The following is a 25,623-nucleotide window of genomic DNA, read 5'->3' as shown; positions in this document are numbered from 1 at the left end:
GATGTCAACCATCATCGAACTGTTCACCGACTACGACATCCCGGCAGCCTTTTGGGTCAACATCCAGCTGACCCTCTGGTCGGCCCTCTTCTCGCTGATCCTGGGCATCATCCTGGTGATCATGCGCATCTCGCCCATCTCCTCCCTGCGGGCCGTCGGCCGAGGGTATGTGGAGTTCTTCCAGAACATGCCTTTGACCATCATCATGGTCTTCATGGTCTTGGGTGCCTTCGCACAGCTCAAGATTAGCTTCTCGCCGGAATTCTCCGTCAACTTCTTCTGGCTGGCAGTGACCGGCCTGTCCCTGTATACGGCAGCGTTTGTCTGCGAGTCCTTGCGCTCGGGCATCAACACGGTGCCTCTGGGCCAGGCTGAGGCGGCCCGCGCTCTGGGGCTGAGCTTCTTCCAGTCGGCCTCGCAGATCATACTGCCGCAGGCCTTCCGTGGTTCGGTGGCGCCCCTGGGTAACACCTTCATCGCCCTGCTGAAGAACTCCACCGTGGCTGCAGCAGCCTCCGTGGCATCCGAGAGCTCCTCCCTGATGAGCGAGATGATAGAGTTCCACGCCAATGCCATTGTGGCCATCTTCCTGATTTTCGCCCTAGGATATGTGATTCTGGTTTTGCCCATCGGAGCTTTGACCACGTACCTGTCCAACAAGCTGGCAGTGAGGAGGTGAGCGGCCATGGCACCAGATAATGAGAGCTCGCTGCTCTTCGATCAGCCCGGTCCCAAGGGCCGGCGCACCATACGAATCGCCAATTGGATAGCCGCTATCATCTTCGCCATAGTGGTCATTCTGGTGCTGATGAGGCTGCACAATCCTCCTGATGGGGAGAACCAGCTCAGCTGGGAGCTTTGGCGTCCGGCCCTGGACTACGAAGCTTGGTCGGACTTCTATCTGCCTGGGCTCTGGCTGACCATCAAGGCTTCGGTGGTTGCAGTGATTGGCTCGGTCATCTTCGGGTTTGTCTTCGGCCTTGGCCGTCTGCTGCCCAACTGGCTGGTAAGGGCAGTCTCAGGAATCATCGTGGAGTTCTGCCGGGCCGTCCCGGTTCTTATGATGATGATTTTCTTCTGGCGCTGGTTCGCCTTTGCCGGAGTCAGCCAGGCCTCCTATTGGGCCGTCGTGCTGGGCCTCATTCTTTACAATGGCTCCGTGGTGGCTGAGTTGATTCGTTCGGGGGTGGGCAACCTGCCCAACGGCCAGCGTGAGGCCTCCCTGGCACTGGGGCTGACCAGGACCCAGTCGCTGATGCAGATCGAGGTTCCGCAGGCCGTCTACGCCATGCTACCGGCGGCCGTGACCCAGCTGGTCGTGGTCCTCAAGGATACGGCTCTGGGCTCCATCATCATGTACACGGATCTGTTGCAGGAATCCCGTCGCCTGGGCTCCATGTACTTCAACATCCTGCAGACCCTGGTGGTGGCCTCGGTGGTCTACTTCTTCGTCTGCTTCCTGCTGTCGCACTTCGCCCGTTGGCTGCCCAAGAAGATGCAGGAGCGCACTGCCGCCCCCGCCGACTTCGTGGAGCCGGCCGCGCCCGTGGCCATCATGGATCCCTCCAACGTCAACCAGATAGCCGTAGCCAAGGAGGTGGACGAGGACCGGTACGGCGGTGCGCCGTTGCAGTACCACGCCCACCACCGTGGATCTAACGCCTCCATCCAGCACTGGAGGAAGACCCGCTACATCCAGGGCTATGACCGGACTCAGCCCGACACGCTGGTCGATCCGCACAAGGCGAGCCTTGAGATTCCGGACTTCCTTAAACCCGGCCGTGGCAGCCGCTCCGGTGGTGAGCAGAAAGCCGATGGGAAGACCAGGAAGGAGAAGAAAGGCGGCAGCGACAAAGACAGCAAGAACAGGAGCTGACGTAGAGCTCCTTGCTGTTCCCTGTCTGGCGGCTTTCCCGTTTCTGGACTTAGTTGACGAAGCCTGTGTCCGGCCGGACTTGTGTGCCTGGCCGGATAGACTGGTGGACATGGTCCAAGAACAAACTGATTCCTCAACCGCCTCAACCGACCAGCCTCCCTCCTTGGGCGACTTGGTCCCCGAGGCGGGAGGCCCCCGCAACCTGACCGAGGATCAGATCTACGACCGCTTCTTCTCCTGGGTGGCTTCCCGGGGCATCACCCCCTGGCCGCACCAGGAGGAGGCCGTCCTCTCCCTGGTTTCTGGCGACCATGTGATCCTGTCGACCCCGACCGGCTCGGGCAAGTCCATGGTGGCCCTGGCCATGCATTTCATCGCCCTGTGCACAGGGCGGCGCTCCTATTACACGGCTCCCATCAAGGCCCTGGTCTCCGAGAAGTTCTTCGACCTGGTTTCGGTTCTGGGTCGCGACCGGGTGGGTATGATCACCGGCGACACCCATATCAACACGGATGCCCCGGTCATCTGTTGCACTGCCGAGATCCTGGCCAACCAGGCGCTCAGGGAGGGTCGCCATGCCGATATCGGCTGCGTGGCCATGGATGAGTTCCACTATTACGGGGACCCGGACCGAGGCTGGGCCTGGCAGGTGCCCCTGCTGACCCTGCCTGATGTGCAGTTCCTGCTCATGTCGGCCACCCTGGGCGACGTGGATCAGATCGCCGTGGACCTGGAGCGCAAAACCGGGGTGGGTGTGGACATCGTCGCCGATGCCCCACGACCGGTGCCTCTGGACTACCGTTATGTGGACACCCCTCTGCCTACCACCGTGGAGTCACTGATGGCCGATGGAGATTCGCCTGTCTACATCGTTCACTTCTCCCAGGATGCCGCCCTGGAGACGGCCCAGGCACTGTCCAGCACGGGGGTCTCCGACCGGGGCCAGCGGGACCGGATCAAGGAGGCCATGGCCGGCACCCGCTTCACCACGGCCTTCGGTAGGATTCTGCAGCGGCTGTTGCGCACCGGGGTCGGGGTCCACCATGCGGGCATGCTGCCCCGGTATCGGCGTCTGGTGGAGCAGCTGGCCCAGGATGGACTTCTGCCGGTCATCTGTGGCACGGACACCCTGGGGGTCGGCATCAATGTACCCATCCACACGGTCCTGCTGACCGGGCTGACCAAGTTCGACGGCTACAAGATGCGCCGTCTGCGGGCCAGGGAATTCCACCAGATCGCAGGCAGGGCCGGGCGCATGGGCTTCGATACCAGTGGACTGGTCGTGGCCGAGGCCCCCGAATACGAGATAGAGAACGCCAGGGCCGTGGCCAAGGCGGGCAATGACCCCAAGAAGCTCAAGCGGATCAAGCGGAAGAAGCCCCAGGAGGGGTTCGTCACCTGGGGCAAGGGGACCTTCGACAAGCTGATCCAGGCCCGTCCCGAGACCCTGACGCCGCATCTGAAGATCTCCCACGCCATGGTGCTCAACGAGGTTGACCAGGGCGGGGATGCCAGGAGGCGGGTGGAGGACCTGATCGAGGACTCCCGTCAGACACCGCAGCAGAAGGAGCATCTGCAGGACCGGGCAGACGAGATCTTCCAGACCCTGACAGACACCGGGGTCATCGAGACCGAAAGGAATCCGGACGGCGGCCTGGACTACTTCACGACCGTGGACCTGCCCGAGGATTTCGCCCTGGACCAGCCTCTTTCGCCCTTCCTGCTGGCCGCCCTGGAGCTGCTGGATCCCGAGGATCCTGACTATGACATGGATCTGCTCTCCATGGTCGAGGCCACCCTGGAGGATCCCCGGCAGATACTCAAGGCCCAGCAGCGGCAGGCCCGCGACGCGGCCATCCAGCAGATGAAGGTGGACGGCCTGGAGTACGAGGAACGGATGGAGCGTCTGCAGGAGGTGACCTGGCCCAAGCCCCTGGAAGAGCTGCTGGGGGAGGCCTTCGACCGCTACCGCCGGGATGTTCCCTGGGCCAACGACTATGAGATCCATCCCAAGTCCGTTTTGCGGGACATGCTCGAGACGGCCTCGGACTTCAACGGCTACATCGCCCGCTACGGAATATCCCGGTCGGAGGGGACCCTGCTGCGCTATCTGTCCGATGCCTATCGGGCGCTCAGCAGGACGGTTCCCGAAGAGTTCATGGATGAGCGGCTGGAGGACATCCTGGCCTGGCTGGGACTTATTGTGCGCTCGGTGGACTCCAGCCTGGTGGATGAGTGGGAGGCCGCAGGAAGGGCCGAAAACGGCGAAGCCGCAAGCGGCCTGGATGCCGCCCCGCCCAAGGTGGAAAACCAGGTGGTGGCGGACCGGCGTGGGCTGACCCTGCTGGTGCGCAACGCCATGTTCCAGCGGGTGGAGCTGGCGGCCGCCGACCGGCCGGAGGCCCTGGCCGACCTGGATGCGGACTGGGGCTACGGCCTGCGGGCCTGGAGCGACGCGCTGGACGACCTCTACGAGGACCATGAGCAGATACTTACCGATGCTCAGGCCAGGTCCTCGGACTTCTTCAGCCTGGATGACCGTGACGAGCGCCAGGGGCACACCTGGCGGGTCCAACAGATCTTCGACGACGTCGAGGGGGAGCGCGACTGGGGCATCGCCGGCATCGTGGATCTGGATGCCACCCAGGAGAGCGGCCAGGTGGTCTTCAAGGAGTACCGGGTGGGTCCCATCGAGGAGCTGATGGACCTTTAGACCCCGGTCCTTACAGGACCTTGGAGAGGAAGGACTGCAGCCGAGGGCTCTGCGGGTGGCCGAAGATCTGCTCGGGCGTGCCCTCCTCCTCGATGATCCCGGCATCGGTGAAGATCACCCTGGAGGAGACCTCCCGGGCGAAGGCCATCTCGTGGGTGACCAGAATCATGGTCATGCCGCCCTCGGCCAGGGAGCGGATCACTTGAAGCACGTCACCCACCATCTCCGGATCCAGGGCCGAGGTGGCCTCGTCGAAGAGCATGATGTCGGGTTGCATGGCCAGGGCGCGGGCGATGGCCACACGCTGCTGCTGCCCGCCTGACAAATCCGTGGGCCGCGCGTCAGCCTTCTCCTGAAGCCCTACGGTCTCCAGCAGGTCCAGGGCCTGCTGCCGGGCATCCTCCTTGGGCGTCTTGTGCAGCATGTGGGGGGCCAGCATGATGTTTTCGGCCACGCTCATGTTGGGGAAGAGGTTGAAGTGCTGGAATACCATGCCCACGTGTTCGCGCAGCTTGTCGATGTCGGTCTTTGGATCGGAAATGTCGATTCCATAGACGCTGATGGTGCCCGAGGTCGGTATCTCCAGGGCGTTGATGCAGCGCAGCAGGGTGGACTTGCCCGCGCCCGAGGGGCCGATGATGGAGATGACCTCTCCAGGCTTGACCTCCATGTCGATCCCCTTGAGGACCTCGGTGTCGCCGTAGCGCTTGTGCAGGTCGCGGATGGATACGGCCGCCTGGGACTCTCCCTGGTTGCGGTGACTTTGGTTCTGACGGATGCGACGGGTCAGTCGTCCGGTGTCCATGTCCGGGTCCTCGAAGTTCATCGATGCAGCCTCCTATCGAGCATATTGGCCATCCAGGTCAGGGCGCTGATGGCGACGAAGTAGATGACGCCCACCATGAACAGGGTTTCGGTCACGCGGAAGTTGGCCGCGTAGATCTGTTGGGCCTGGTAGAGCAGTTCGCCGAAGCCGATGGCCAGCAGCAGCGAGGAATCCTTGAGCATGATGACCAGCTGGTTGATGATGGATGGCGTGGCAATTCTGACGGCCTGGGGCAGGATGACCCGGCGCAAGGCCATGCGACGGGTCAGGCCCAGGCTGCGGGCCCCCTCCATCTGCCCGACGTCGACCGAGTCGATGGCTCCACGCACGATCTCGACCAGGTAGGCTCCGGAGTTCAGGGACAGGGTCAGCGCGCCGGCCAGCCAGATGCTGATGCGGTGGCCGATCAGCTGGGGAACGCCCAGGTAGAAGAAGAAGGCCCAGACCAGGACGGGTGTGCCCCTGAAGACAGCTACGTAGATGCGGGCAATCCAGGACAGGATCCGGTTGGGGCTGATCCGCCACAGTCCCAGGATGACGCCGATGGCCAGGGCGATGACGAAAGATATGGCCGTGATGGCCAGGGTGTTGCGCAGGCCCAGCATCAGGGAGGGGAATGCTTGGCGGACCAGTCCGAAGAATCCTGGCCGGGTGACGGAGGCCTTCTTGTCAGAATTGCTGTTGCCTACATAGGAGTCGACCAGCTTCTTATAGCTGCCGTCCGCCTTCATCTTGGCCAGGCCTTCGTTGAAGGCGGCCACGAATTCCTTGTTCTCGCCCTTGCGGACGGCCGCTCCGTAGGAGGCGCCAGGCTCCTTCTTGGTCACGGTCTTCAGCCCGTTGCCCTGGGCGATGCCGTAGGCCAGGACCGGGTAGTCGTCGATGACCGCCTGGGCATTGCCGGACTTGACCATCTCATACATGGTGGAGGACTGGTCCACCGCCTTGACCGTGAAACCGTACTGGGCCGCACGCTGCTTGGCGAAGGCCTCGCCCTCGCTGCCCGTCTTGACGGCCACCACGCTGCCTTGCAGATCCTTGTAGCTGTGGATCTGGTCGTTGTCCTTGGCGATGGCCATCTGCACGCCGGAGTCGAAATAGGGGTCGGTGAAGTCGTAGACCTGCTTGCGCTGGTCGGTGATGGTCATACCGGCTATGACCACATCGGCCTGCTGGGAGTTCAAGGCTTGAAGGGCGGCGTTGAAGCCCAGGGACTGAATCTGCACCGAGAACCCCTCGATGTCGGCGATCTTGCGGATCAGATCCATATCGATGCCGACCAGCTTGCCGGAGGAGTCCCTGAATTCAAAGGGGGCGAAGGTGGTATCGGTGGCGACACGGAAGGTGCGTCCTTGGACCGCTTGGGCGGCGGGAGAGTCCTCGGCCGCCTGCGCCGGCGTGGCCAGGGGGGCGACGATCAGGGCTGAGAGCCCCAGGACCAGGGCGAGCAGGCCGATGGCCCACCTGCCTGGACCCGATGTCCATCCCTGGCGAACATGCTTGGCGATCACTGGCGATTCTCCTTATTGTTCCGACTGTGCCGGTCCTGGTTTTTTGAGGCGGCAGGCCTTGCTGCTGCCTATGGCCTTCCTGAAGATATCCAGGCTGATGACCAGTAAACTGTACACATACCGTGTTTCCAGGACCCAACTACGCGCTGGGCGATACGGCCATATGGGTTCCCAGTCTAGCGCGTTCGTCTTTCTATTTGCGGCAGACGCAGGCCTATGCTGGTGAGGGCGGGGAGCCATAGGAGCCCCGAGGAATGAGGTATTGCAGATGGTTGATGATCTCTTCCAGGCGGCGGACCCCCCCGAGGAGCACACTTTGCCTTTGGCGGTCAGGATGCGGCCCAGAAGCCTGGACGAGGTGGTCGGCCAGGATAAGGTCACGGCTCCCGGTACCCCCTTGGAGCGGCTGGCCCGGTCGGATCCGAACAACCGTCTGACGGCTCCCAGCTCGGTCATTCTTTTCGGTCCTCCTGGGGTGGGCAAGACCACCCTGGCCTACATTGTCGCCCGACAGTCCGGACGGCATTTCGAGGAGCTTTCGGCCGTCACCTCGGGTGTCAAGGAGGTGCGGCAGGTCCTCGCCCAGGCTCGGGAACGGCTGGTCAGTCAGGGGCAGGAAACGGTCCTCTTCATCGATGAGGTCCACCGTTTTTCCAAGTCGCAGCAGGATGCACTGCTGCCCAGCGTAGAGAACCGGGATGTGACTTTTATCGCAGCCACCACGGAGAATCCCAGCTTTTCGGTCATCTCGCCCCTGCTTTCGCGCTCGGTGGTGGTCAAGCTGGAGGCCTTGGACGATCAGGACCTGGCCAAGCTGGTCCGCAGGGCTGTCAAGGATCAGCGGGGGCTCAAGGATCAGGTAAGACTGGATCCAGAGGCTTTGGACCAGATCGTGCGTTTTTCCGGAGGTGATGCCCGTCGTGCTCTGACCATTTTGGAGGCTGCAGCGGGAGCTGTCACCGAGGACGGGCCTCGTGCCAAGGGGGCGCGTCGGCCGCTGATCAATGCCAAGGTGGTCTCCTCGGTCATGAACATGGCCTCTGTCCGCTATGACAAGAAGGGTGACGATCACTACGACGTGGCATCGGCCTTCATCAAGTCAATGCGGGGTTCCGACGTGGATGCGGCCCTGCACTACCTGGCTCGGATGATCCGGGCTGGCGAAGATCCGCGCTTCATCGCCCGACGAATCATGATCGCCTCTGCCGAGGAGGTAGGCATGGCTTCTCCGGAGGTGTTGGAGATCACGGTCGCAGCTGCTCAGGCCGTGGCCATGGTGGGCATGCCTGAGGCACGACTGATTCTGGCCGAGGCAGTCATCGCCGTGGCTACTGCTCCCAAGTCCAACGCCTCCTACCTGGCCATCAACCAGGCCCTGGAGGACGTGGATGCTGGGCATATCGGCCAGGTTCCCCTGCATCTGCGGAACGCTCCTACCAAGCTGATGAAAGCCTGGGGCAACCACGAGGGCTACCAGTACGCCCATGATGCGCCGGACGCGGTGGCCCCACAGCAGTACATGCCGGACGAACTGGTCGGACGACGTTACTACCACCCCAATAATCGAGGCTACGAGCGCCAGCTCGGTCCCCGACTGGAGGCCATCAGGGCCATCCTGGACAGGGCTGCCGGGCCGGAGGGAAACGCCGGGTCTAGGCAATGACCGCCGAGACTCCTATACTGAACACCCAATAGACGTTGAGCAGCCACACAATGACCGAAACGCCGCAGGGTCCAGGCCTTCCATATTGACGGTCGCCACGCTCCCACAAGGAGTCTGTCGTCGTCGGCAGGCCTGGCATGGACGCATGGGGTTTGCCTGCCTCATGCACGGGCGCGAGGGTGACGATGTCGACAGCGGTCATTGACAAAGCAGACATATCCGAACAATCAAAGGGTCTCGGTGTGGCCGAGGACGACCTGGCGGTCCGCGAGATTACCCGGCGAGTAGACAATGCTCGTGAATCGGCTACTTTTTACAAGATCGTGGCCCTGGTGGCTGCGGGAATGCTCATGGACAGCATCGATGTCTATGTGGGCAGCGCAGTAGCCAGTTCGGCCTTGAGCACCGGATGGTCCACGGTCGCCCAGAATTCCCTCTTCCTGTCGGCCGGCTTCCTAGGGCTCCTGGTGGGTTCGCTGCTGGCCGGGTTTATCGGAGACCTGCGTGGACGCAAGACCGCCTATCAGATCAACCTGTTACTCTTCGGAGGATTTACCTTGCTGGGCGCTCTGGCACCGAACATGGCCGTCCTTTCGGTCTGCCGTCTAGGGGCCGGCCTGGGGCTGGGCGCCGAGATTGTCACCGGCTTCTCCATGGTCAACGAATTCGCTCCCATCAAGCACCGCGGCCGTTGGAGCGCCATCGTCTCGCTCGTGGCTAACACCGGAGTCCCCCTGGCCATGCTCCTGTGCGCCTGGATTATTCCCCGCTGGTCATGGAGGCCGCTCTTTGTCGGCATAGGCTTGGCAGCTGCGCTGATCTGGTACCTGCGGCGTGACATCCCTGAGTCTCCTCGCTGGCTTGCCCTGCATGGGCGGATGGCCGAGGCCACCCAGGTGGTTGAACTTCTGGAGGCCGATAACGGTCGGGAAGAGTCAGAATCTGGCACTGTCAGTAGTTCCGCCCTCGCCGGAAAAAATGAAGGGGATGAGGTACCTGCCAAGGCATCGGGTAGCGTTGTCCGTGGCCTGATTGTGGCAACTGTGGCAGTTTCAGCCACTAACGTCTGCTCCTACGCTTTCACCTCCTGGGTGCCCACCATCCTGCTCAAGCGGGGTATTGATCTGAGCGGATCCCTGTGGATCAGCACTCTGATGATGCTGGGTGCCCCTTTGGGCTGCCTGATTGGATCCCTGCTTCTGGACCGGATTGGCCGCAAGCGGATCATCGTCACAGCCTTCCTGCTGACGGCGGTCTTCGGTCTGCTCTATGCCGCGCAGACCAGCCAGGTCACAGCCATTCTGGTGGGCATCCTGCTTATGGCCAGCCTCTATGTCCTCATGTCTTCGGTGGTGGCGGTCTATGCGCCCGAGCTCTTCCCGACCACTGTCCGCTTCCGTTGCGTAGGCATTGCCAATGCCGTTGCCAAGCTCTGCAATGTGCTCATGCCCGTGCTGATCGGCGCCATGCTCAGCCAGTGGGGAAGCACCTCAATCTTCGTCACCATCAGCCTGGTGGCCCTGGCCTCCATGCTCGTTGTGGGTCTGATGGGCTGGGAGACGTCCGGCCGCTCGGTGGGCTGATAGTGCCGATCCAAGGGCGTAAAGGATATAAAAGGTAAAAGGCCTGGCATGAGCCTGTTACCGTCGACGGGCGGTCAAGGAATCGGCCAGGTCCTGTTCTCAGTAATATTCCTTTCTCAGTAAGAGAGATCAGATCTGGTTAGCCAGCAGCCGGTTGTAGACGCAACGTAACTCGGTTTGGAAAGTCTCGGGGTCGATATCGGGATTCTGCTTGAACAGGTCGATCCACCAGTTGTTGACTGACCTGATTCTCTTACGAGCTATGTCCGCGCCCGACCTGGTCAGGGCGATGATATTGACACGGTGATCGGCGGGGTTCTGTTCACGGCTGACCAGGCCCTGTGCCTTCAAGGCTTTCAGATCCCTGGCCAGCAGACTGGGATCTACGCACAGGTCCCGGGCTATCTGGCGCTGGCTGAGGCCTGGATGATCATAGAGGTATACAATCAGATCACCTTGGGTACCCCGTAAGGTGGAGTCGCCTGTATACCGGCTGGCATCGTTGCGTGCATGCCGGTAGATTCCGGCTATGCAGCTGCTCAGGTTGTGGTAGTGGCTCTTCTTTAACATCGCTGCTGCCCCCTAGCTGGTAAGGAAGATCGAAGAATTCTGCGGGCATGGTTAACCCGATAACCGCATGGACCCCTTCGGCGCCGTTCCCCTTCCAGGCCTATTCCCGGCAACTCCCTAGCCTCGGCCTAGCATGGACGACGCATTTTTCATCATATCAATACCGTCGACACCATGGGGATGGTCCACAATCGGAACAGAGGCCAGGCGCATCATAATTCCCCAGGCTGCCCCTACTTGATGTCTGTACCAGTCGATCATCCAGGAACTTTCTGTCTACCTCAGGCTCTTGGGTTAAAAGGAATTGCCTTTTTGCTCGGCCAAGGTCGGGGACTATCACCGTCATTGCTCCACGGTATGCTAAAATAATCCCTTTTCGCGACGTAATCTGGAAAGGACTGGCATGCGGGTACTGGACTTCGACGGCACCATCTACGATGGCGAGAGCCTGCTTGACTTCTACCTGTTCACTGCCCGCAAGGATCCGCGGGTGCTGCACTACCTGCCGGTTGCCCTCTTCTATGCTGTCCGCTACCGCTTGGGCCGGGTCACCCTGGAGCAGCTGGATTCGGCCATGCGTCGGGTGGGTTCACGCTACCTGCGTCGGCTGACCTCGCGTCCCGGCTTTGACATGGACCGGCTGGTCAGCCAGTTCTGGGATGCCAACATGCACAAAATCATGGATTGGTACACCCCCCAGGCCGACGACGTGGTGGTGACCGCCTCATTCGATCTGGTGGCCGGGGAGGCCTGCCGACGACTGGGCATCAACCACTGCATCGGCTCCACTCTGGATTTGGAGTCCCTGACCGTGGGCTACCTCAACTTCGGACCTGACAAGCCCCTGCACTTTCAGCGGACCCTGGGCCAGGAGGCGGCAATTGACGCCTTCTACACCGATTCGGCCTTCGACCTGCCCATGATCGATCTTGCCCGGCGGGCCTACCTGGTCGAGCATGGCAAGGTCCGCCGCATCAAATAGGCCAAGTCTGCCTGCATCCTCCTCCTCACTGGCAAAGACTCCTTCTGGAGGGATGATTCCATCATTGAAGCGGCCTGTGTGCTAGTTCATGATTCGAAGGGGAAGACCAATCCCCACTGGCGGCGCAGGGAGTCCATGAGCTCCATGATGCGCAGGGTGTCTTTGTGGGGCATCTGGGCGCACTCGGTCTTGCCGTCCAGGATGGCCTGTGCGGCGCTGGCCACCTCGTATTCATAACCGGTCAGCTGGTCGGGGATGGGGTAGCTCTTCCTCAATTTATGGTCCTCGTCGTACAGGTCGATGGACTCCACATTGTTGATATTGGCACACTGCAGGTAACCCTGGTCTCCCCAGATGCGGCCGGTCCGGTCGCTGACTGAGACCATGGAGCTGGTTGCTGCTCCCATGGATCCATCCTGGTAGGAAATGGTTGTGGAGTTCTGGCTGTCCACGCCCTCCGGGCTGCGGACCCAATCCGTGCAGACCCGTTCGATGGGCTTGGGTCCCATGACCATGTCGATGAAGTTGAGAGGGTAGACACCCACGTCGAGCAGGGCGCCACCGGCCAGGGCGGGGTCGGTCATTCTGGCCTTGCCCACGGTTACATATCCCAGGTTGGCGGTCACGGTTTTGACGGTGCCTATTTCTCCCGAGGAGATGACATCGTCGATGATGGAGCGCGAGGGCATGTACCTGGTCCAGATGGCCTCGGTGCAGAGCAGGCCGGTGCTCTCAGATGTCTCCATGACCTGCCTGGCTTGGTCGGCGTTAGCGGTGAAGGACTTCTCAACCAGCACGTTCTTCCCGGCCTTCATGCAGGCGATGGCCTGCTTGGCGTGGAGGCTGTGAGGCGTGGCGATGTAGACCAGATCCACCTGGGGATCATCCAGGAGTTCCTGGTAGGAGCCATAGGAATGCTGGAATCCATATTTTTGGGCGAAGTCGGCTGCACGATCCCCGTCCCTGGCGGCCACAGCATAGGGGGCCACCAGGTGGCTGTACTGCGGATCTTGGGCCATCATGACCACCGTCTTGGCTAGGGCGTTGGCTATACTTCCAGCGCCGAGAATGGCGAAGTTGACCTGCATTCCCTTCTGCTCAGCCTCTTGTCGTTTGCCGTTCAATCTGCTCATCCTTGACTCCTTCGTTCGAATGGCCATCTGCTGTGATGGCCTCATACAATTTCTGCAGGGTTTCTTGGGCATGACGTGCATCCAGCTCGCACTCCCAGACGGTGAAAACCCGCCAGCCCATGGCTTTCAGCTTATCGCCCTGCTCCTGATCCCGCAGATGGTTCCTTGTCAGCTTTGTGGTCCAAAACTCCACATTGGATTTGGGAAGGGAGAATTTGGCACAGCCCTGATGCATGTGCCAGAAACAGCCGTTGACGAATACCATGGCCCGCCACTTGGGCAGAACCACATCAGGATGGCCCGGATACCTCTTGTCATTTTTGCGAAAACGCAGACCTCGCGAAAAGAGGTAGGACCGGACCTGGCGTTCTATTGATGTTTCCGTGCCCCTGATCCGGGACATGGTGTAGCTGCGTGTGCCGGGCTGGAATCTGCTGGATGTCTTTTTCGAAACCATCCCCGGCACGGCTCAGAGGACTTCGATGCTGTTGATGAAGACCGGCTCAAAGGGACGGTCGCCCGGGTCGGTGGCCACGGCATCTAGCTTGTCGACCACCTTCCGGGAATCCTCATCAGCCACCTGGCCGAAGATGGTGTGGTGTCCGTTCAACCAAGGGGTGGGCACGGTGGTGATGAAGAACTGTGATCCGTTGGTGCCATGGGTCTTTCCGGTGGCGGGATCCCGGCGCAGTCCTGCATTGGCCATGGCCAGTTTGTAGGGTTCCTCAAAGGTCAGGGAGGGGTCGATCTCATCATCGAACTCGTAGCCGGGGCCGCCTGTACCCGTACCCAGCGGACAGCCGCCCTGAATCATGAAGTCTTTGATGATTCGGTGGAAGGTCAGCCCGTCATAGAAAGGATCCTGACGCTTCTGGCCCGTTTCGGGGTCGGTCCAGTCCTTGCGACCGGCGGCCAGATCCAGGAAGTTAGCTACGGTTTCCGGGGCCTTATCGTCAAAGAGGTCCAGGCGAATGTCGCCTTCTGAGGTATGCATGATGACTTTGCTCATATCCCCAATCCTTTCATAAGACGGCGACGCGCACCGAGGATCCAAAAGGCATCAGGGCCAGGCGGGCCATCTTGAAGGCCTGCAGGCCGAATGGTATGCCCACCACGGTCAGCATGGTGACCAGTCCGGCCGCCAGATAGGCCAGAGCCAGCCACCAGCCACCCAGGATGATCCAGAGCAGGTTGGCCAGCCAGGATCCCAGCCCGCCTCCGTAGATGACCTGTCGGCCAAATGGGGTCAGGGTGAGTCTGGCCATCTTGAAGGCCTGGACACCCAGGGGGATACCCACCACCGTCAGGCAGAGCACGATGCCCATCAGGGTCCAGGCCAGTGCAATGGCCAGTCCTCCCAGCAGCAGCCAGCAGATGTTGCCGATCAGGCGCATGTAGGTCCTTCCGTCAGTGTGGCGATGACGGCCTTGGCGCAGGCGGTCACTTTTTCAATGATGATGGTCAGCCGTTCCTGCCGCTGTTCGGGCGCTAGATCCTGGTCCAGAGCATCGATCAGTCGCATGCCGGATTGGACGATGCCACGTGTCACTTCCACGCCCATGGCAGGATCTGTTGGCCGCAGGGCTGCCCATGCCTGGATCAGCGGCTGGTTGACCTGCCGGTGGAAGTCCAGAAGGGCTTGGGCCTGCCGGTCCGTGGGTCGATCGCTCCTTGGGACGGGCTCCTGGGGGTTGGAGGGATTGCCGTAGATCAGGGTCTGGCGTAACTGTTCGTCGTGCTGCTCGGCATAGAGGTTCATCAGCCAACCATGTCCGTGCAGCCCGGCTTGTTCCAGATTGGTGCGGGTCCAAATCTCGACTGTCCGGCGCGGGTCGTCTGTCCTGCCCAAGGCTTGGTCCAGGGCCTGACCCCAGTCGGGCAGGTGCCGTTCCATGACCATGTCGCAGAGCTGGTCGGCATCCCGGGCATAGCGGTAGAGGGAGTTCCGGGCCAGATTGGTGCGTCGGGCCACCTCAGCCATGGTCAGCCGGTCGCGTCCGCCGGTGCGCAGGATGGCCTCGGCGGCGGCAATGATCTGGTCTAGTGTTTTGGCGCGGTGTTCCTGGAGCGTGGATTCGTGGATCCTGGGCATGGTCCTCCTTGGTTCGGCCTCCTGGTTGCAGCGACGATGAATCAAGCTCAGCCGGTCATGGGGCATATGATATGGCCTATTTACAGCAGAGCCAAGCCGTAAGGGTCTCTTTAGCGTGCGGCTTGTCCGCGCTGAGTGAACTTGCCAGATGGATTTTCGCGACGTATAGTCGCAAAAAATTCGCAGACCAGGGCGAGGGGGGAGATCTGATGAATGGATCGGCAAGCATAGACGTGAAGAAAGGCAGTATGAAAGGCAGCCAGGGTTCTCAGGAGACGACACCGCCCTGGCGTGCCCTCTGGGTGTTGGCCCTGGGTCTGGCCATGATTGTGCTGGATTCGTCCATTGTCAACGTCTCCATTCCTTCCATCATCGCTGCCATCCACATCAACTTGGCTCAAGCTCAATGGGTGACCGCTCTCTACAGCATCGTCCTGGCGGCCCTGCTCCTGCCTTCCGGTCGTTTGGGGGACATGATCGGACGCAAGCGGATCCTGCAGGTGGGTACGGTCATCTTTGTGTTGGGTTCCATCTTCGCTGCATCGGCCTCCTCCGGCACAATGCTGCTTCTAGCCCGGCTTGTTCAGGGAATCGGCGGCTCCCTGGTCATGCCTTCCACCTTGTCCACCGTTTCCGCCACCTTCCGGGGTCGTCACCGGGCCACTGCATTCGGCATCTGGGGGGCCGTCATGTCATCCGCTGCGGCGGTCGGTCCCTTCCTGGGCGGGGTCTTCACCAGCACCATCGGATGGCGGTGGATCTTCCTGGTCAATCTGCCTCTGGGACTGATCGTTCTCGTGACCAGCGCAGTCTTTGTGCCCGAGACCAAGTCCGCTCCCCGGCAGACTGGTGACCGGTGGGGAATGCTTACCGACTGGAAGGGCATACTTCTTTCGGCTCTAGGGTCGGCCCTGGTGGTCTTTGCGCTGATCGAGGGGCAGACCTACGGCTGGTGGCATCCGCGTGCCGCATTTGAACTGGGCCCACTGCACTGGTCTGCAGCAGTGCCCCTGTCGCCGGTTCCGGTCAGTCTGATCCTCGGATTGGTCCTGTTGGCCGCCTTTGCGCTGACCGAGCTGGCCAGGGCACGAAAGGGCAAGATGGTCATCCTGGACGTGTCCATGTTCGCCATTGGCACCTTCGGCTGGGGCAACCTGACGGCCGCCATCGTCAACGCCGGTCAGTTCGCGGTCATGTTCATCCTGCCTCTCTACCTGATCAACGCCAGAGGCCTGAGTCCCCTGGGGGCAGGATCCATCCTGGGCGTCATGGCCCTGGGGTCAGTTGTTTCGGGGGGTCTGGCTCGAGTGGTCTCAGCCCGACTGGGAGCTGGAGGCACGGTGCAGACGGGCCTGCTGATGGAAATCGTCGGCGTGGCCCTGTCCATTCTGCTCATGCGTGGGTCGGTGCCGGTTTGGCCCATGACCCTGACTCTGATTATCTACGGTGCTGGTCTGGGCTTTGCCTCGGCACAGCTGACCAGTCTGGTGCTGTCCGGTGTTCCGGTATCCCAGTCCGGCCAGGCTTCAGCCACCCAGTCCACCATTCGTCAGTGGGGGACTGCCCTGGGCGCTGCAGTTTCCGGTTCCGCCCTTTCCCTGGCTCTGAGTCTGGTGCTGCCAAGACATCTGACGGCCCTCAAGGGGATTTCAGTGCAGATCGCCGATGGCCTGGTCAGATCGGTTCAGTCCTCTGCAGGTAATGCCATCGTCGGCATGCGAGCTCAAGGCACCCGGGGCCGACTGGGAGCCTTGGGTCCTCAAGTGACCAATGCCTTGACTGAGGGATTCACTCAAGGCGCTCAGTGGGCCATGGGCTTTGCAGTCCTGTTGCTTCTCCTGGGACTGGTCGCCTCGGTGCTGGTGCGTCGGGCTGCTCGCAAGGCTGGGGCCGATAAGGTCTGAGGCATCCGCACCCTGCTTCTTTGCCTCGGTTTTTTGGGATTGTCTGCCGGTCAGCAGGCCCAGGCACGGTTTAGAATCATTGGTATGGTCAAACAAGAGGAACAGCCGCGGCGGGATGGCGATCTGCTGGTGGCTCTGGCTCAGATCGACACCTGTGTGGGCGATCTTGACGGCAACGCCGACATTATTATGGACTACTCCCGAAAGGCAGCCGAGCAGGGAGCGACCCTAGTAGTCTTTCCCGAGATGAGCCTGACCGGTTACCCAATCGAGGACCTGGCATTTCGTGCCAGTTTTCGTAGGGCCGCCTGGTCTAGGGCCGACCGCCTGGCCAAGGAGCTGGACGAGCAGGGTCTGGGCCATCTGTATGTGATCGTGGGGACCGTGGGCACCGATACGGATCAGGACAGGCCCCGCAATCGGCTGGTGGTCCTGCATCAGGGGCGGGTCGAGGCCGGCTACGACAAGCACTTCCTGCCCAACTACGGGGTATTTGACGAATACAGGATTTTTACCCCGGGGGATAGGACTGTGGTCCTGGAGGTGCAGGGGCACCGGATAGGGCTGGCCATCTGCGAGGACATCTGGCAGGAGGGCGATCCCATCAGCGACCTGGCTGGCAGGGGCATTGACCTCCTGGTGACCATCAATGGCTCTCCCTTCGAGGAGGGCAAGGGGCATGTCCGCTACGAGTTAGCGGCTCGCCGGGCCAAGCAGGTCGGTGCGCCTCTGCTCTACCTGAACCAGGTGGGCGGGCAGGACGATCTGGTCTTTGACGGCGGCAGTTTCGTGGTGAACCAGGATGGCACCTTGCTGGAGCGCTCGCCTAGATTCGTCCAGGATCTGTCTACTTGGACCCTTCCTGCACCAGGGGAGCGCCCACTGCCCAGTGAGTCATGCATGGCCGAAGAGATGCCCGGGGATGAGGAGGTCTATCGGGCCTGCGTGTTGGGGCTGAAAGACTATATGGCCAAGAACCACTTCACGGGCGTCTGCCTGGGGCTGTCAGGCGGAATCGACTCGGCCTTGGTGGCCACCATGGCCGCCGATGCCTGCGGGGGGGAGCATGTACGCGGCATCTCCATGCCCAGCCGTTATTCTTCGGAAGGTTCCCGGGATGATGCTGCCGACCTGGCCCAGCGTTTGGGCGTGCGTTACGTGGTCCAAGCCATAGGCCCGGAATTTGATGCCTTCCAAGGGCAGTTGCATCTCGAAGGGGTAGCGGAAGAGAATCTGCAGGCCCGGATACGCGGCGTCATTGTCATGGCCTATGCCAATGACGAGGGGCTTCTGGCACTGGCCACAGGCAACAAGTCCGAGCTGGCCTGTGGCTATTCAACTATTTATGGCGATGCGGTCGGCGGTTACGCACCCATCAAGGATCTGCTCAAGACCCGGGTCTGGCAGCTGGCCCGCTGGCGCAACGCTGAGGCCCAGGCAAGGGGTGAGCGTGAGCCCATCCCGGTCAACTCCATCGTCAAGCCTCCCTCGGCCGAGCTGCGCCAAGGGCAAAAAGACTCTGATTCCCTGCCAGACTACAGCCTGCTCGACAAGGTCCTTGAGGCATACATCGAGCATGCGCATGGTCGGGCCGACCTTCTGGCCGACGGCTTCGATCCCGACACGGTCGACACGGTCATGCGGCTGGTGGATCGGGCCGAGTGGAAGCGGCGCCAGTACCCGCTGGGGCCCAAGGTCACCTCCCTGGCCTTCGGCCGGGACCGGCGGCTGCCCGTCACCAACGCTTTCAGGGAGTGATCGCTATGGGCTCCGAAGAGCAGCGGACGGCCTGGTACTTCAACACCGTCACCGGCAGACCCGAGCAGGGCAAGCTGTCTCCGCAGGACAGGCGGATGGGCCCCTACCACAGCAGGCAGGAGGCCCTCGATGCCTGGAAGATTGCCAAGCGCCGGAACAAGGAATGGGATGAAGAGGACCGCCGTTGGCGGCAGGCCTGGGAAGGTGATCCAGGGCAGGGACAGTCATCAGCTGACAGATGAAGCTTCCGCTGGATCGCACACCAGCGTTGGCAACCAGTTGGCTGAGCAATCAGAATGGATCGGAGCTCAGGCGGTGTGCCGGGCGAGCTTGCAGGATATGGGCGTGGCGCCTATTGCGAGTCTGCTCGCAGTGTGATATAGCTCACGTCGTGATTCGGTTTCCCGTGGTAATGCGCCCCCTATACTTGAAAGTGACAGTGGTGTGAGGAAGCGCCATTGACCATATCAACAAGGAGTTGACTATGACAGCAGTTGAGACCAATACCGTCTCTCCCGCAGAGCTGCAAGCCAAGGCTTGGAAGGGCTTCAAGGGCGAGGACTGGAAGAAAGACATCGACGTTCGCGACTTCATTCAAAAGAACTACACTCCGTACACCGGTGACGAATCCTTCCTCGCGCCGGCTACAGAGAAGACCAAGTTCCTGTGGAACTACCTGGATGACAATTTCCTTGCCGTAGAGCGCAAGCAGCGCGTCTACGACGTGGACACCCACACTCCGGCGGGCATTGACGCCTTCCCAGCCGGATACATCGATGGCAAGCCTGCCGGCGAAACACAAGACGACGTGATTGTCGGCATTCAGACCGATGTCCCCTGCAAGCGTGCGATGATGCCCTATGGCGGCTGGCGTATGGTTGAGCAGGCCCTCAAGGAGGCCGGCAAGGAGCCCGATCCTGAAGTCAAGAAGATCTTCACTCGGTATCGCAAGACCCACAACGATGGAGTCTTCGATGTTTACACCAAGAGGATCAAGCTGGCCCGCCACAACAAGATTCTGACTGGTCTGCCCGATGCTTACGGCCGTGGCCGCATTATTGGCGACTACCGTCGTGTGGCCCTGTATGGCATTGATGAGCTGATTGCCCGCAAGAAGGCCGACAAGGATTCGATTCCTTACCGTAACGACTTCACCGAGGAAGAGATCGAGCACTGGATCCGCTTCCGTGAGGAGCACGCCGAGCAGATCAAGGCTCTGAAGCAGTTGCTGAACCTGGGCAAGGAGTACGGCCTGGACCTGAGCCGTCCTGCCATGAACGCCAAGGAAGCTGTGCAGTGGACCTACATGGCTTACCTGGCTTCGGTCAAGAGCCAGGATGGTGCCGCTATGTCCATCGGCCGCCTGTCTGCTTTCTTCGACGTCTACTTCGAGCGTGATCTGGCCGCTGGCCTGATCGACGAGACCGATGCCCAGGAGATCATCGACAACATCGTGATGAAGCTGCGCATCGTGCGCTTCCTGCGGACCAAGGACTACGACAACATCTTCTCGGGCGACCCCTACTGGGCCACTTGGTCCGACGCTGGCTTCGGCGACGATGGCAGGCCCATGGTCACCAAGACCTCCTTCCGTCTGCTGGCTACTCTGACCTTGGAGCACCTTGGACCCGGTCCCGAGCCCAACATCACCATCTTCTGGGATCCGAAGCTGCCTGAGGGCTACAAGCGCTTCTGTGCCCGTATCTCCATCGACACCTCCGCCATCCAGTACGAGTCCGACAAGGACATTCGCGCCCACTGGGGTGATGACGCTGCCATCGCCTGCTGCGTGTCCCCCATGAGGGTCGGCAAGCAGATGCAGTTCTTCGGCGCCCGCGTCAACTCCGCCAAGGCTCTGTTGTACGCCATGAACGGCGGCCGTGACGAGATGACCGGCATGCAGGTCATCGACAAGGACGTGATCAAGCCTGTCACCCCCAAGGAAGACGGTTCTCTGGACTTCCAGGAGGTCAAGGACAACTACGAGAAGGCCCTGGAGTGGCTGAGCGAGACCTACGTCGAGGCTCTGAACATCATCCACTACATGCACGATAAGTACGACTACGAGTCCATTGAGATGGCCCTGCACGACAAGGAGGTCTACCGCACCCTGGGTTGCGGCATGTCCGGCCTGTCCATCGCCGCTGACTCCCTGTCGGCTATCAAGTACGCCAAGGTCTACCCGATCTACAACAAGGATGCCAAGGGCACCCCTGAGTATGTCGAGGGCGCTGACGACGATCTGATCGTCAACTACAAGACCGTCGGCGAGTTCCCGATCTACGGCAACGACGACGATCGCGCCGACGACCTGGCCAAGTGGACTGTCTCCACCGTTATGGGCCAGATCAAGCGTCTGCCTGTCTACCGTGGCGCTGTGCCGACCCAGTCCATCCTGACCATCACCTCCAACGTGGAGTATGGCAAGAACACCGGGTCCTTCCCCTCCGGCCACAAGAAGGGCACCCCGTATGCTCCCGGAGCCAACCCCGAGAATGGCATGGATTCGCACGGCATGCTGCCCTCCATGTTCTCCGTGGGCAAGATCGACTACGACGACGCCCTGGACGGCATCTCGCTGACCAACACGATCACCCCTGACGGCCTGGGCCGCGACGAGGATGAGCGCATCAACAACCTGGTGGGCATCCTGGACGCTGGCAACGGCCACGGGCTCTACCACGCCAACATCAACGTCCTGCGCAAGGAGCAGCTGGAGGATGCCGTCGAACACCCCGAGAAGTACCCGCACCTGACTGTGCGCGTCTCGGGCTACGCCGTCAACTTCGTCAAGCTGACCCGCGAGCAGCAGCTCGACGTGATCTCCCGCACCTTCCACCAGGGTGCGGTGACCGACTGATCGCCCTTGTGCGATAGTCAACCGTTGATGAGACGGTGAATCATGGGGCGGGGCGCACCAAGGCCCCGCCCCCTTTTCGTCTTTTTCAGGAGGATCCAATGACGGAGACCACCACCTTCCATACCACACAGCCGCACATGCTCAAGGAATCCAAGGTTTACCAGAGCCAGACCCTGATGGGCGGCCTTTCGGGGTTCGAATCGCCCATTGGACTGGACCGGCACGACCGCATGAATGCCCTGCGCACGGGCGACATCGGATTTGTTCACTCCTGGGACATCAATACCTCAGTGGACGGGCCGGGCACAAGGATGACCGTCTTCATGAGCGGATGCCCCCTGCGCTGCCAGTACTGCCAGAATCCTGACACCTGGAAGATGCGCGATGGCCAGCCCGTATACCTACAGGCCATGATCGATAAGGTGGCCCGCTACCAGGACCTCTTCAAAAGTACGGGCGGTGGAATCACCTTCAGCGGCGGCGAGTCCATGATGCAGGCAGCCTTTGTCTCACGCGTCTTTCGGGCCGCCAAGGAGATGGGCGTCCACACATGCCTGGACACCTCAGGCTTCCTCAATCGCAACTACACAGATGCCATGATTGACGATATCGACCTGTGCCTGTTGGATGTCAAATCTGGCGACGAGACCACCTACAAGAAGGTGACCGGCGGCACGCTGGCCCCCACGATCGAATTTGGCAAGCGTCTTGCCGCCCGTGGTAGTAAGATCTGGGTTCGCTTTGTGCTGGTGCCTGGGCTGACCGACTCGGAGGAGAACGTCGAGAATGTCGCTCGTGTGTGCGAACAGTTCAAGGATGCCATTGAGCACATTGATGTGCTTCCCTTCCATCAGCTTGGACGGCCCAAATGGCATGAGCTGCGCATTCCCTACCCACTGGAGGATGCCAAAGGCCCCTCGGCGGCCCTGAAGGATAGGGTCAAGAAGCAGCTGGAGGCCCATGGCTTCGTGGTCTACTGAGCCTCAGAACCCTTTGTGGTTCCATGACGGACCCAGGAGAAAGCCAATTAATTTTCTTGTGACTCCCCACGGCAGATGTCGTGGGGAGTTTTGTTTGCTTGAGCGGAGACCAGCCAGCCAATCAGCGAATGACAGACTCACTCACTGTCAGATTCACTAAATGCCGGGCACGGTGAATGACCGGCTTGGTAAATGATCAACCCCGTAAATCGATCAATTGTCGACGAAGTCTGCTTAGCAAGGGTTTATCGGTGGGTTGAGGCCATGGACTATGCTTTCAGGCGTGTGTTTTCCGGGCCGGTCGGTCCGGTAGCGTGATGGAAGACAAACTAAAAAAGAGGTTGAGCGCAGGTGACCACGGAACCTAAGACGCAGCTGCTTTCAGAGCCCGCCCAGGGTGTGCCGTCGGTCATCGACGATATGGCCGAATACCGCCGGGCCTGTCGAATGCTGTCAAAGGGGAGCGGTGCGCTGGCCGCGGATGCTGAACGGGCCTCTGGCTTCCGCTATGGCCACGACGACTACCTGGTCCAGTTCAAGCGCCGGGGAGCGGGGATATTCCTGCTGGACCCACCGGCGCTGATGAAGGCGGGCTGTGACTGGTCGGAATTCAATAAGGCTGTTGATGGGGCCCAGTGGATCATTCATGACTCTCCTCAGGATCTGCCTGGCTTCTATGCGTTGGGCATGAGGCCCTCCTCTCTCTTCGATACCGAGCTTGCAGCCAGGATGCTTAATCTGGGGCATTACGGCCTGTCTGCAGTGACCGCGCACTACCTGGGGCTGACGCTGGCCAAGGAGCATTCTGCCGCAGACTGGTCCTACCGCCCACTGCCGCGTGATTGGCGCAATTACGCAGCCTTGGACGTGGAGCTGCTGGATCAGGTGCGAACGCGCGAGCTGGAGGACCTGCGCAGTCACGGCAAGAATGAATGGGCCAGGCAGGAATTCGCCTGGTTGCTGGAGCAGGGCAAAATCCCCAAGCCGGAGCCTGAGCAGCCCTGGCGACATATCTCGCATATCAACGCCTTGCACAATGACCGTCGAGGCCTGGCTGTGGCCCGCTCGTTGTGGACCGTCAGGGATCAGCTGGCCAGACGCAACGACATCGCTCCGACGCTCCTCCTGCCCGACAAGGCCATCATCGAGGCCGGCAGACTCAAGCCGCACAACAACGCGCAGTTCCGAGCCATCCGATCCTTGAACGAGCGGGTCAGGATCCACACCGGCGGCGAGCAGGACCGCATGTTCGAGCGCTATGCGCCCATCCAGCGCCGGGTCAGGCCCGCAGTCTGGAAACAGGCTATTCTGGAGGCGCTGAGTCTGTCTACCGAAGAGCTGCCGGTGCCTCCCAAGCCGCGGTGTGAGGAGACCAATGCCCCCAAGTCCATGCAGATCTGGCGGCATCGTCATCCGGACCGGTTTGCAAGGCTGGAGGCAGCGCGCAAGGCGGTGACTGAAGTGGGACGCCGAACCAACACACCCGACGAGATTCTGATCAAGCCCCGCTACCTGCGCAACCTCTGCTGGACAGACGAACCGGAGAAGCGCGATGTGGCCGACTTTTTGCATCAGGAGGGTGCCCGCCCCTGGCAGGTTTCACTCCTGTCAGAGTCTCTGACTCGCGCTATTATGTAACGGTTGCCTTACTGGCAGATCAAACGGTTTGGATGAATTGGAGCGCAGCGTGAAAATCAGCGTCAGAAACCTCGAGCCCACCAAGGTCAGGCTCACCATCACCGTCGATCCCGATGAGCTGAACCCCTACCTGGATCAGGCCCGTAAGGAGATCGGCAAGCAGGTGACCATCCCCGGCTTCCGCAAGGGCCATGTGCCTGGACCCATCATCGATCAGCGCGTAGGCTTTGCCAGCGTGGCGGGCGAGGCCGTCAACGCGGGCGTGCCCGAACTCTATTCCAAGGCTCTGGAGGAGAAGCAGCTGCACGCTATGGCCCAGCCGCAGATCGATGTCAAGGACATTCCTTCCTCGGCCAAGGACGACACCAAGCTTAAGTTCACCGCCGAGGTGGAGATTCGTCCCAAGTTCGAGCTTCCCGACATTGAGGGCATGGAGATTGAGGTCCCCAAGCCTGCCGTCACCGACGAGGACGTGGACAAGCGTCTGGACAACCTGCGTCAGCGTTTCGGCACCCTGGTCAGCGTGGATCGCCCCGCCACCAAGGGTGACTACGCCAACATCGATCTGGATGCCGTCATCGACGGTGAGTCCGTGGACTCCCAGCAGGGGGTCAGCTACGAGCTGGGCTCCAACACCATGCTGGATGGCCTGGATGAGGCCCTTGACGGGCTGTCCGCCGGGGAAGAGACCACCTTCGAGGGTACCCTGGAGGCCGGCGAGCACCAGGGCGAGAAGGCCCAAATCAAGGTCAAGGTCAACTCGGTCAAGGCCGAGGAGCTGCCCGACCTGGACGACGAGTTCGCCAAGGAGGCCTCGGAGTTCGAGACCCTGAAGGAGCTGCGCGAGGACGTACGCAAGCAGTGCCAGGTGGATGCCGAGGGTCGGCAGGCCACTGACGCCCGCGATGCCTTCATCGCCAAGCTCCAGGACGGCCTGGACATCCCGGTGCCCAAGGGCATCAAGCAGTCCATGGTGACCGATCAGCTTAAGAACACCGGCAAGGATCCCGACAAGGCCAGCAAGGACGAGAAGGCCGAGGCCGAACAGACTGTGGAGAAGGAGCTGCGCGACCAGATGACCCTGGATGCCTTGGCTGAGAAGCTGGGCATCACGGTCAGCCAGGCTGACGTGACCAACTTCCTGGCCTCCATCGCCCAGCAGTATGGTATGGATCCCAGCGCCTTCATCAACGGCATCGTCCGTAACGGCCAGCTGGGTTCGGCCGTGCAGGAGGTCGGCCGCTCCAAGGGTATGCTGGCCGGAATGCGGGCCGTCACCTTCAAGGATCCCGATGGCCAGGAGGTGGACCTGAGCCGCTTCCTGGGCGAGGATGAGTCCGAGGTCCAGGAGGAGCAGGACGAGAGCGTCCAGGCTGCCTCTGCTGCGGCTGAAGTGGCCGACCAGCTCTCCCAGGATCAGGAGTAGCTTTTTCAAAGCAGCGAACAGGGCCGCACCCAGTGGCGAAACAGCCTGGGTGCGGCCCTGTCGTAGCGGTTGCGCAAAGAGCAGAAAGACTGTGGACGCGTCGATTGC

General features: G+C 61.2%; 21 protein-coding genes. 13 read left to right on the top strand and 8 right to left on the bottom strand.

Annotated elements, in window-relative coordinates:
* Position 1 precedes the first annotated feature (1 nt).
* From CI603_RS05480 to CI603_RS05470, 3 genes are all read left to right on the top strand, one after another.
* Positions 2 to 679: an amino acid ABC transporter permease gene (locus CI603_RS05480; RefSeq protein ID WP_110412705.1), complete on the top strand. Its 678-nt coding sequence runs from the start codon at positions 2 to 4 to the stop codon at positions 677 to 679.
* Positions 680 to 685: 6 nt separating this feature from the next.
* Positions 686 to 1,876, top strand: coding sequence for an amino acid ABC transporter permease (locus CI603_RS05475; protein WP_121913339.1), 1,191 nt, complete (start codon positions 686 to 688; stop codon positions 1,874 to 1,876).
* A gap of 109 nt (positions 1,877 to 1,985) precedes the next feature.
* A complete protein-coding gene (locus CI603_RS05470) occupies positions 1,986 to 4,589 on the top strand; it encodes an RNA helicase (protein ID WP_121913338.1) in 2,604 nt (867 codons plus the stop codon).
* 10 nt (positions 4,590 to 4,599) lie between these two features.
* On the opposite strand, the gene CI603_RS05465 is transcribed toward CI603_RS05470, so the two are convergent.
* Together CI603_RS05465 and CI603_RS05460 are read right to left on the bottom strand one after the other, a co-directional pair.
* Positions 4,600 to 5,415, bottom strand: a complete 816-nt coding sequence (locus CI603_RS05465; RefSeq protein WP_121913337.1) for an amino acid ABC transporter ATP-binding protein — start codon at positions 5,413 to 5,415, stop codon at positions 4,600 to 4,602.
* The gene (locus CI603_RS05460) at positions 5,412 to 6,926 is read right to left on the bottom strand and encodes an amino acid ABC transporter substrate-binding protein/permease (RefSeq protein ID WP_183122257.1); all 1,515 of its coding nucleotides are present in this window, start codon (positions 6,924 to 6,926) and stop codon (positions 5,412 to 5,414) included. The genes CI603_RS05465 and CI603_RS05460 overlap by 4 nt, the downstream gene beginning before the upstream one ends.
* A 268-nt stretch (positions 6,927 to 7,194) precedes the next feature.
* Between CI603_RS05460 and CI603_RS05455 the strand changes: the two genes are divergently transcribed.
* Both CI603_RS05455 and CI603_RS05450 read left to right on the top strand, forming a co-directional pair.
* Positions 7,195 to 8,589 (top strand): replication-associated recombination protein A, encoded by a 1,395-nt coding sequence (locus tag CI603_RS05455; protein WP_121913336.1) that lies wholly within the window; start codon positions 7,195 to 7,197, stop codon positions 8,587 to 8,589.
* A 185-nt stretch (positions 8,590 to 8,774) separates the two neighbouring features.
* Entirely contained in the window at positions 8,775 to 10,172 is a 1,398-nt protein-coding gene (locus CI603_RS05450; RefSeq protein ID WP_121913335.1) for an MFS transporter, read from the top strand.
* Between the two features lie 129 nt (positions 10,173 to 10,301).
* Here CI603_RS05450 and CI603_RS05445 read toward each other — a convergent pair whose 3' ends face one another.
* Positions 10,302 to 10,742 carry a MarR family winged helix-turn-helix transcriptional regulator gene (locus CI603_RS05445; protein WP_110425134.1) on the bottom strand — a complete coding sequence of 147 codons (441 nt, stop codon included), beginning with the start codon at positions 10,740 to 10,742 and terminating at the stop codon, positions 10,302 to 10,304.
* 403 nt (positions 10,743 to 11,145) lie between these two features.
* Here CI603_RS05445 and CI603_RS05440 point away from each other — a divergent pair, with 403 nt between their 5' ends.
* Positions 11,146 to 11,724: a haloacid dehalogenase-like hydrolase gene (locus tag CI603_RS05440; protein WP_046322806.1), complete on the top strand. Its 579-nt coding sequence runs from the start codon at positions 11,146 to 11,148 to the stop codon at positions 11,722 to 11,724.
* Between the two features lie 86 nt (positions 11,725 to 11,810).
* On the opposite strand, the gene CI603_RS05435 is transcribed toward CI603_RS05440, so the two are convergent.
* The 5 genes from CI603_RS05435 to CI603_RS05415 are packed head-to-tail and all read right to left on the bottom strand — an operon-like array spanning position 11,811 to position 14,949.
* Entirely contained in the window at positions 11,811 to 12,857 is a 1,047-nt protein-coding gene (locus CI603_RS05435) for a Gfo/Idh/MocA family protein (RefSeq protein WP_121913334.1), read from the bottom strand.
* Positions 12,823 to 13,314 carry a very short patch repair endonuclease gene (locus tag CI603_RS05430; protein WP_121913333.1) on the bottom strand — a complete coding sequence of 164 codons (492 nt, stop codon included), beginning with the start codon at positions 13,312 to 13,314 and terminating at the stop codon, positions 12,823 to 12,825. Before CI603_RS05430 ends, CI603_RS05435 begins: the two co-directional genes overlap by 35 nt.
* Positions 13,315 to 13,326: 12 nt before the next feature.
* Complete coding sequence (locus CI603_RS05425; RefSeq protein WP_121913332.1) at positions 13,327 to 13,866, bottom strand: peptidylprolyl isomerase; 540 nt, start codon at positions 13,864 to 13,866, stop codon at positions 13,327 to 13,329.
* 13 nt (positions 13,867 to 13,879) lie between these two features.
* On the bottom strand, positions 13,880 to 14,251 hold the full coding sequence (locus CI603_RS05420; RefSeq protein ID WP_110425138.1) for a YccF domain-containing protein: 372 nt from the start codon (positions 14,249 to 14,251) through the stop codon (positions 13,880 to 13,882).
* Positions 14,242 to 14,949, bottom strand: a complete 708-nt coding sequence (locus CI603_RS05415; RefSeq protein WP_181415087.1) for a TetR/AcrR family transcriptional regulator — start codon at positions 14,947 to 14,949, stop codon at positions 14,242 to 14,244. Before CI603_RS05415 ends, CI603_RS05420 begins: the two co-directional genes overlap by 10 nt.
* A gap of 248 nt (positions 14,950 to 15,197) precedes the next feature.
* Here CI603_RS05415 and CI603_RS05410 point away from each other — a divergent pair, with 248 nt between their 5' ends.
* The 7 genes from CI603_RS05410 (at position 15,198) to tig (ending at position 25,515) form a co-directional block, all read left to right on the top strand.
* Complete coding sequence (locus CI603_RS05410; RefSeq protein ID WP_259465484.1) at positions 15,198 to 16,853, top strand: MFS transporter; 1,656 nt, start codon at positions 15,198 to 15,200, stop codon at positions 16,851 to 16,853.
* A gap of 84 nt (positions 16,854 to 16,937) precedes the next feature.
* Positions 16,938 to 18,611 (top strand): NAD+ synthase, encoded by a 1,674-nt coding sequence (locus CI603_RS05405; protein ID WP_121913330.1) that lies wholly within the window; start codon positions 16,938 to 16,940, stop codon positions 18,609 to 18,611.
* Between the two features lie 5 nt (positions 18,612 to 18,616).
* Positions 18,617 to 18,853 (top strand): hypothetical protein, encoded by a 237-nt coding sequence (locus CI603_RS05400; RefSeq protein WP_110425142.1) that lies wholly within the window; start codon positions 18,617 to 18,619, stop codon positions 18,851 to 18,853.
* 242 nt (positions 18,854 to 19,095) lie between these two features.
* On the top strand, positions 19,096 to 21,471 hold the full coding sequence (pflB, locus tag CI603_RS05395) for a formate C-acetyltransferase (RefSeq protein ID WP_046322815.1): 2,376 nt from the start codon (positions 19,096 to 19,098) through the stop codon (positions 21,469 to 21,471).
* A 98-nt stretch (positions 21,472 to 21,569) separates the two neighbouring features.
* Positions 21,570 to 22,451 carry a pyruvate formate-lyase-activating protein gene (gene pflA / locus CI603_RS05390; RefSeq protein ID WP_110425144.1) on the top strand — a complete coding sequence of 294 codons (882 nt, stop codon included), beginning with the start codon at positions 21,570 to 21,572 and terminating at the stop codon, positions 22,449 to 22,451.
* Between the two features lie 351 nt (positions 22,452 to 22,802).
* Positions 22,803 to 24,089 carry an HRDC domain-containing protein gene (locus tag CI603_RS05385; RefSeq protein WP_121913329.1) on the top strand — a complete coding sequence of 429 codons (1,287 nt, stop codon included), beginning with the start codon at positions 22,803 to 22,805 and terminating at the stop codon, positions 24,087 to 24,089.
* 49 nt (positions 24,090 to 24,138) lie between these two features.
* Complete coding sequence (gene tig, locus CI603_RS05380; protein WP_121913328.1) at positions 24,139 to 25,515, top strand: trigger factor; 1,377 nt, start codon at positions 24,139 to 24,141, stop codon at positions 25,513 to 25,515.
* Positions 25,516 to 25,623 lie beyond the last annotated feature (108 nt).

Origin of the sequence: Bifidobacterium sp. wkB338 (genome assembly GCF_003688325.1) — a bacterium.
Classification (GTDB): domain Bacteria; phylum Actinomycetota; class Actinomycetes; order Actinomycetales; family Bifidobacteriaceae; genus Bombiscardovia; species Bombiscardovia polysaccharolytica.
This window is presented reverse-complemented; position numbering and strand designations above follow the sequence as displayed.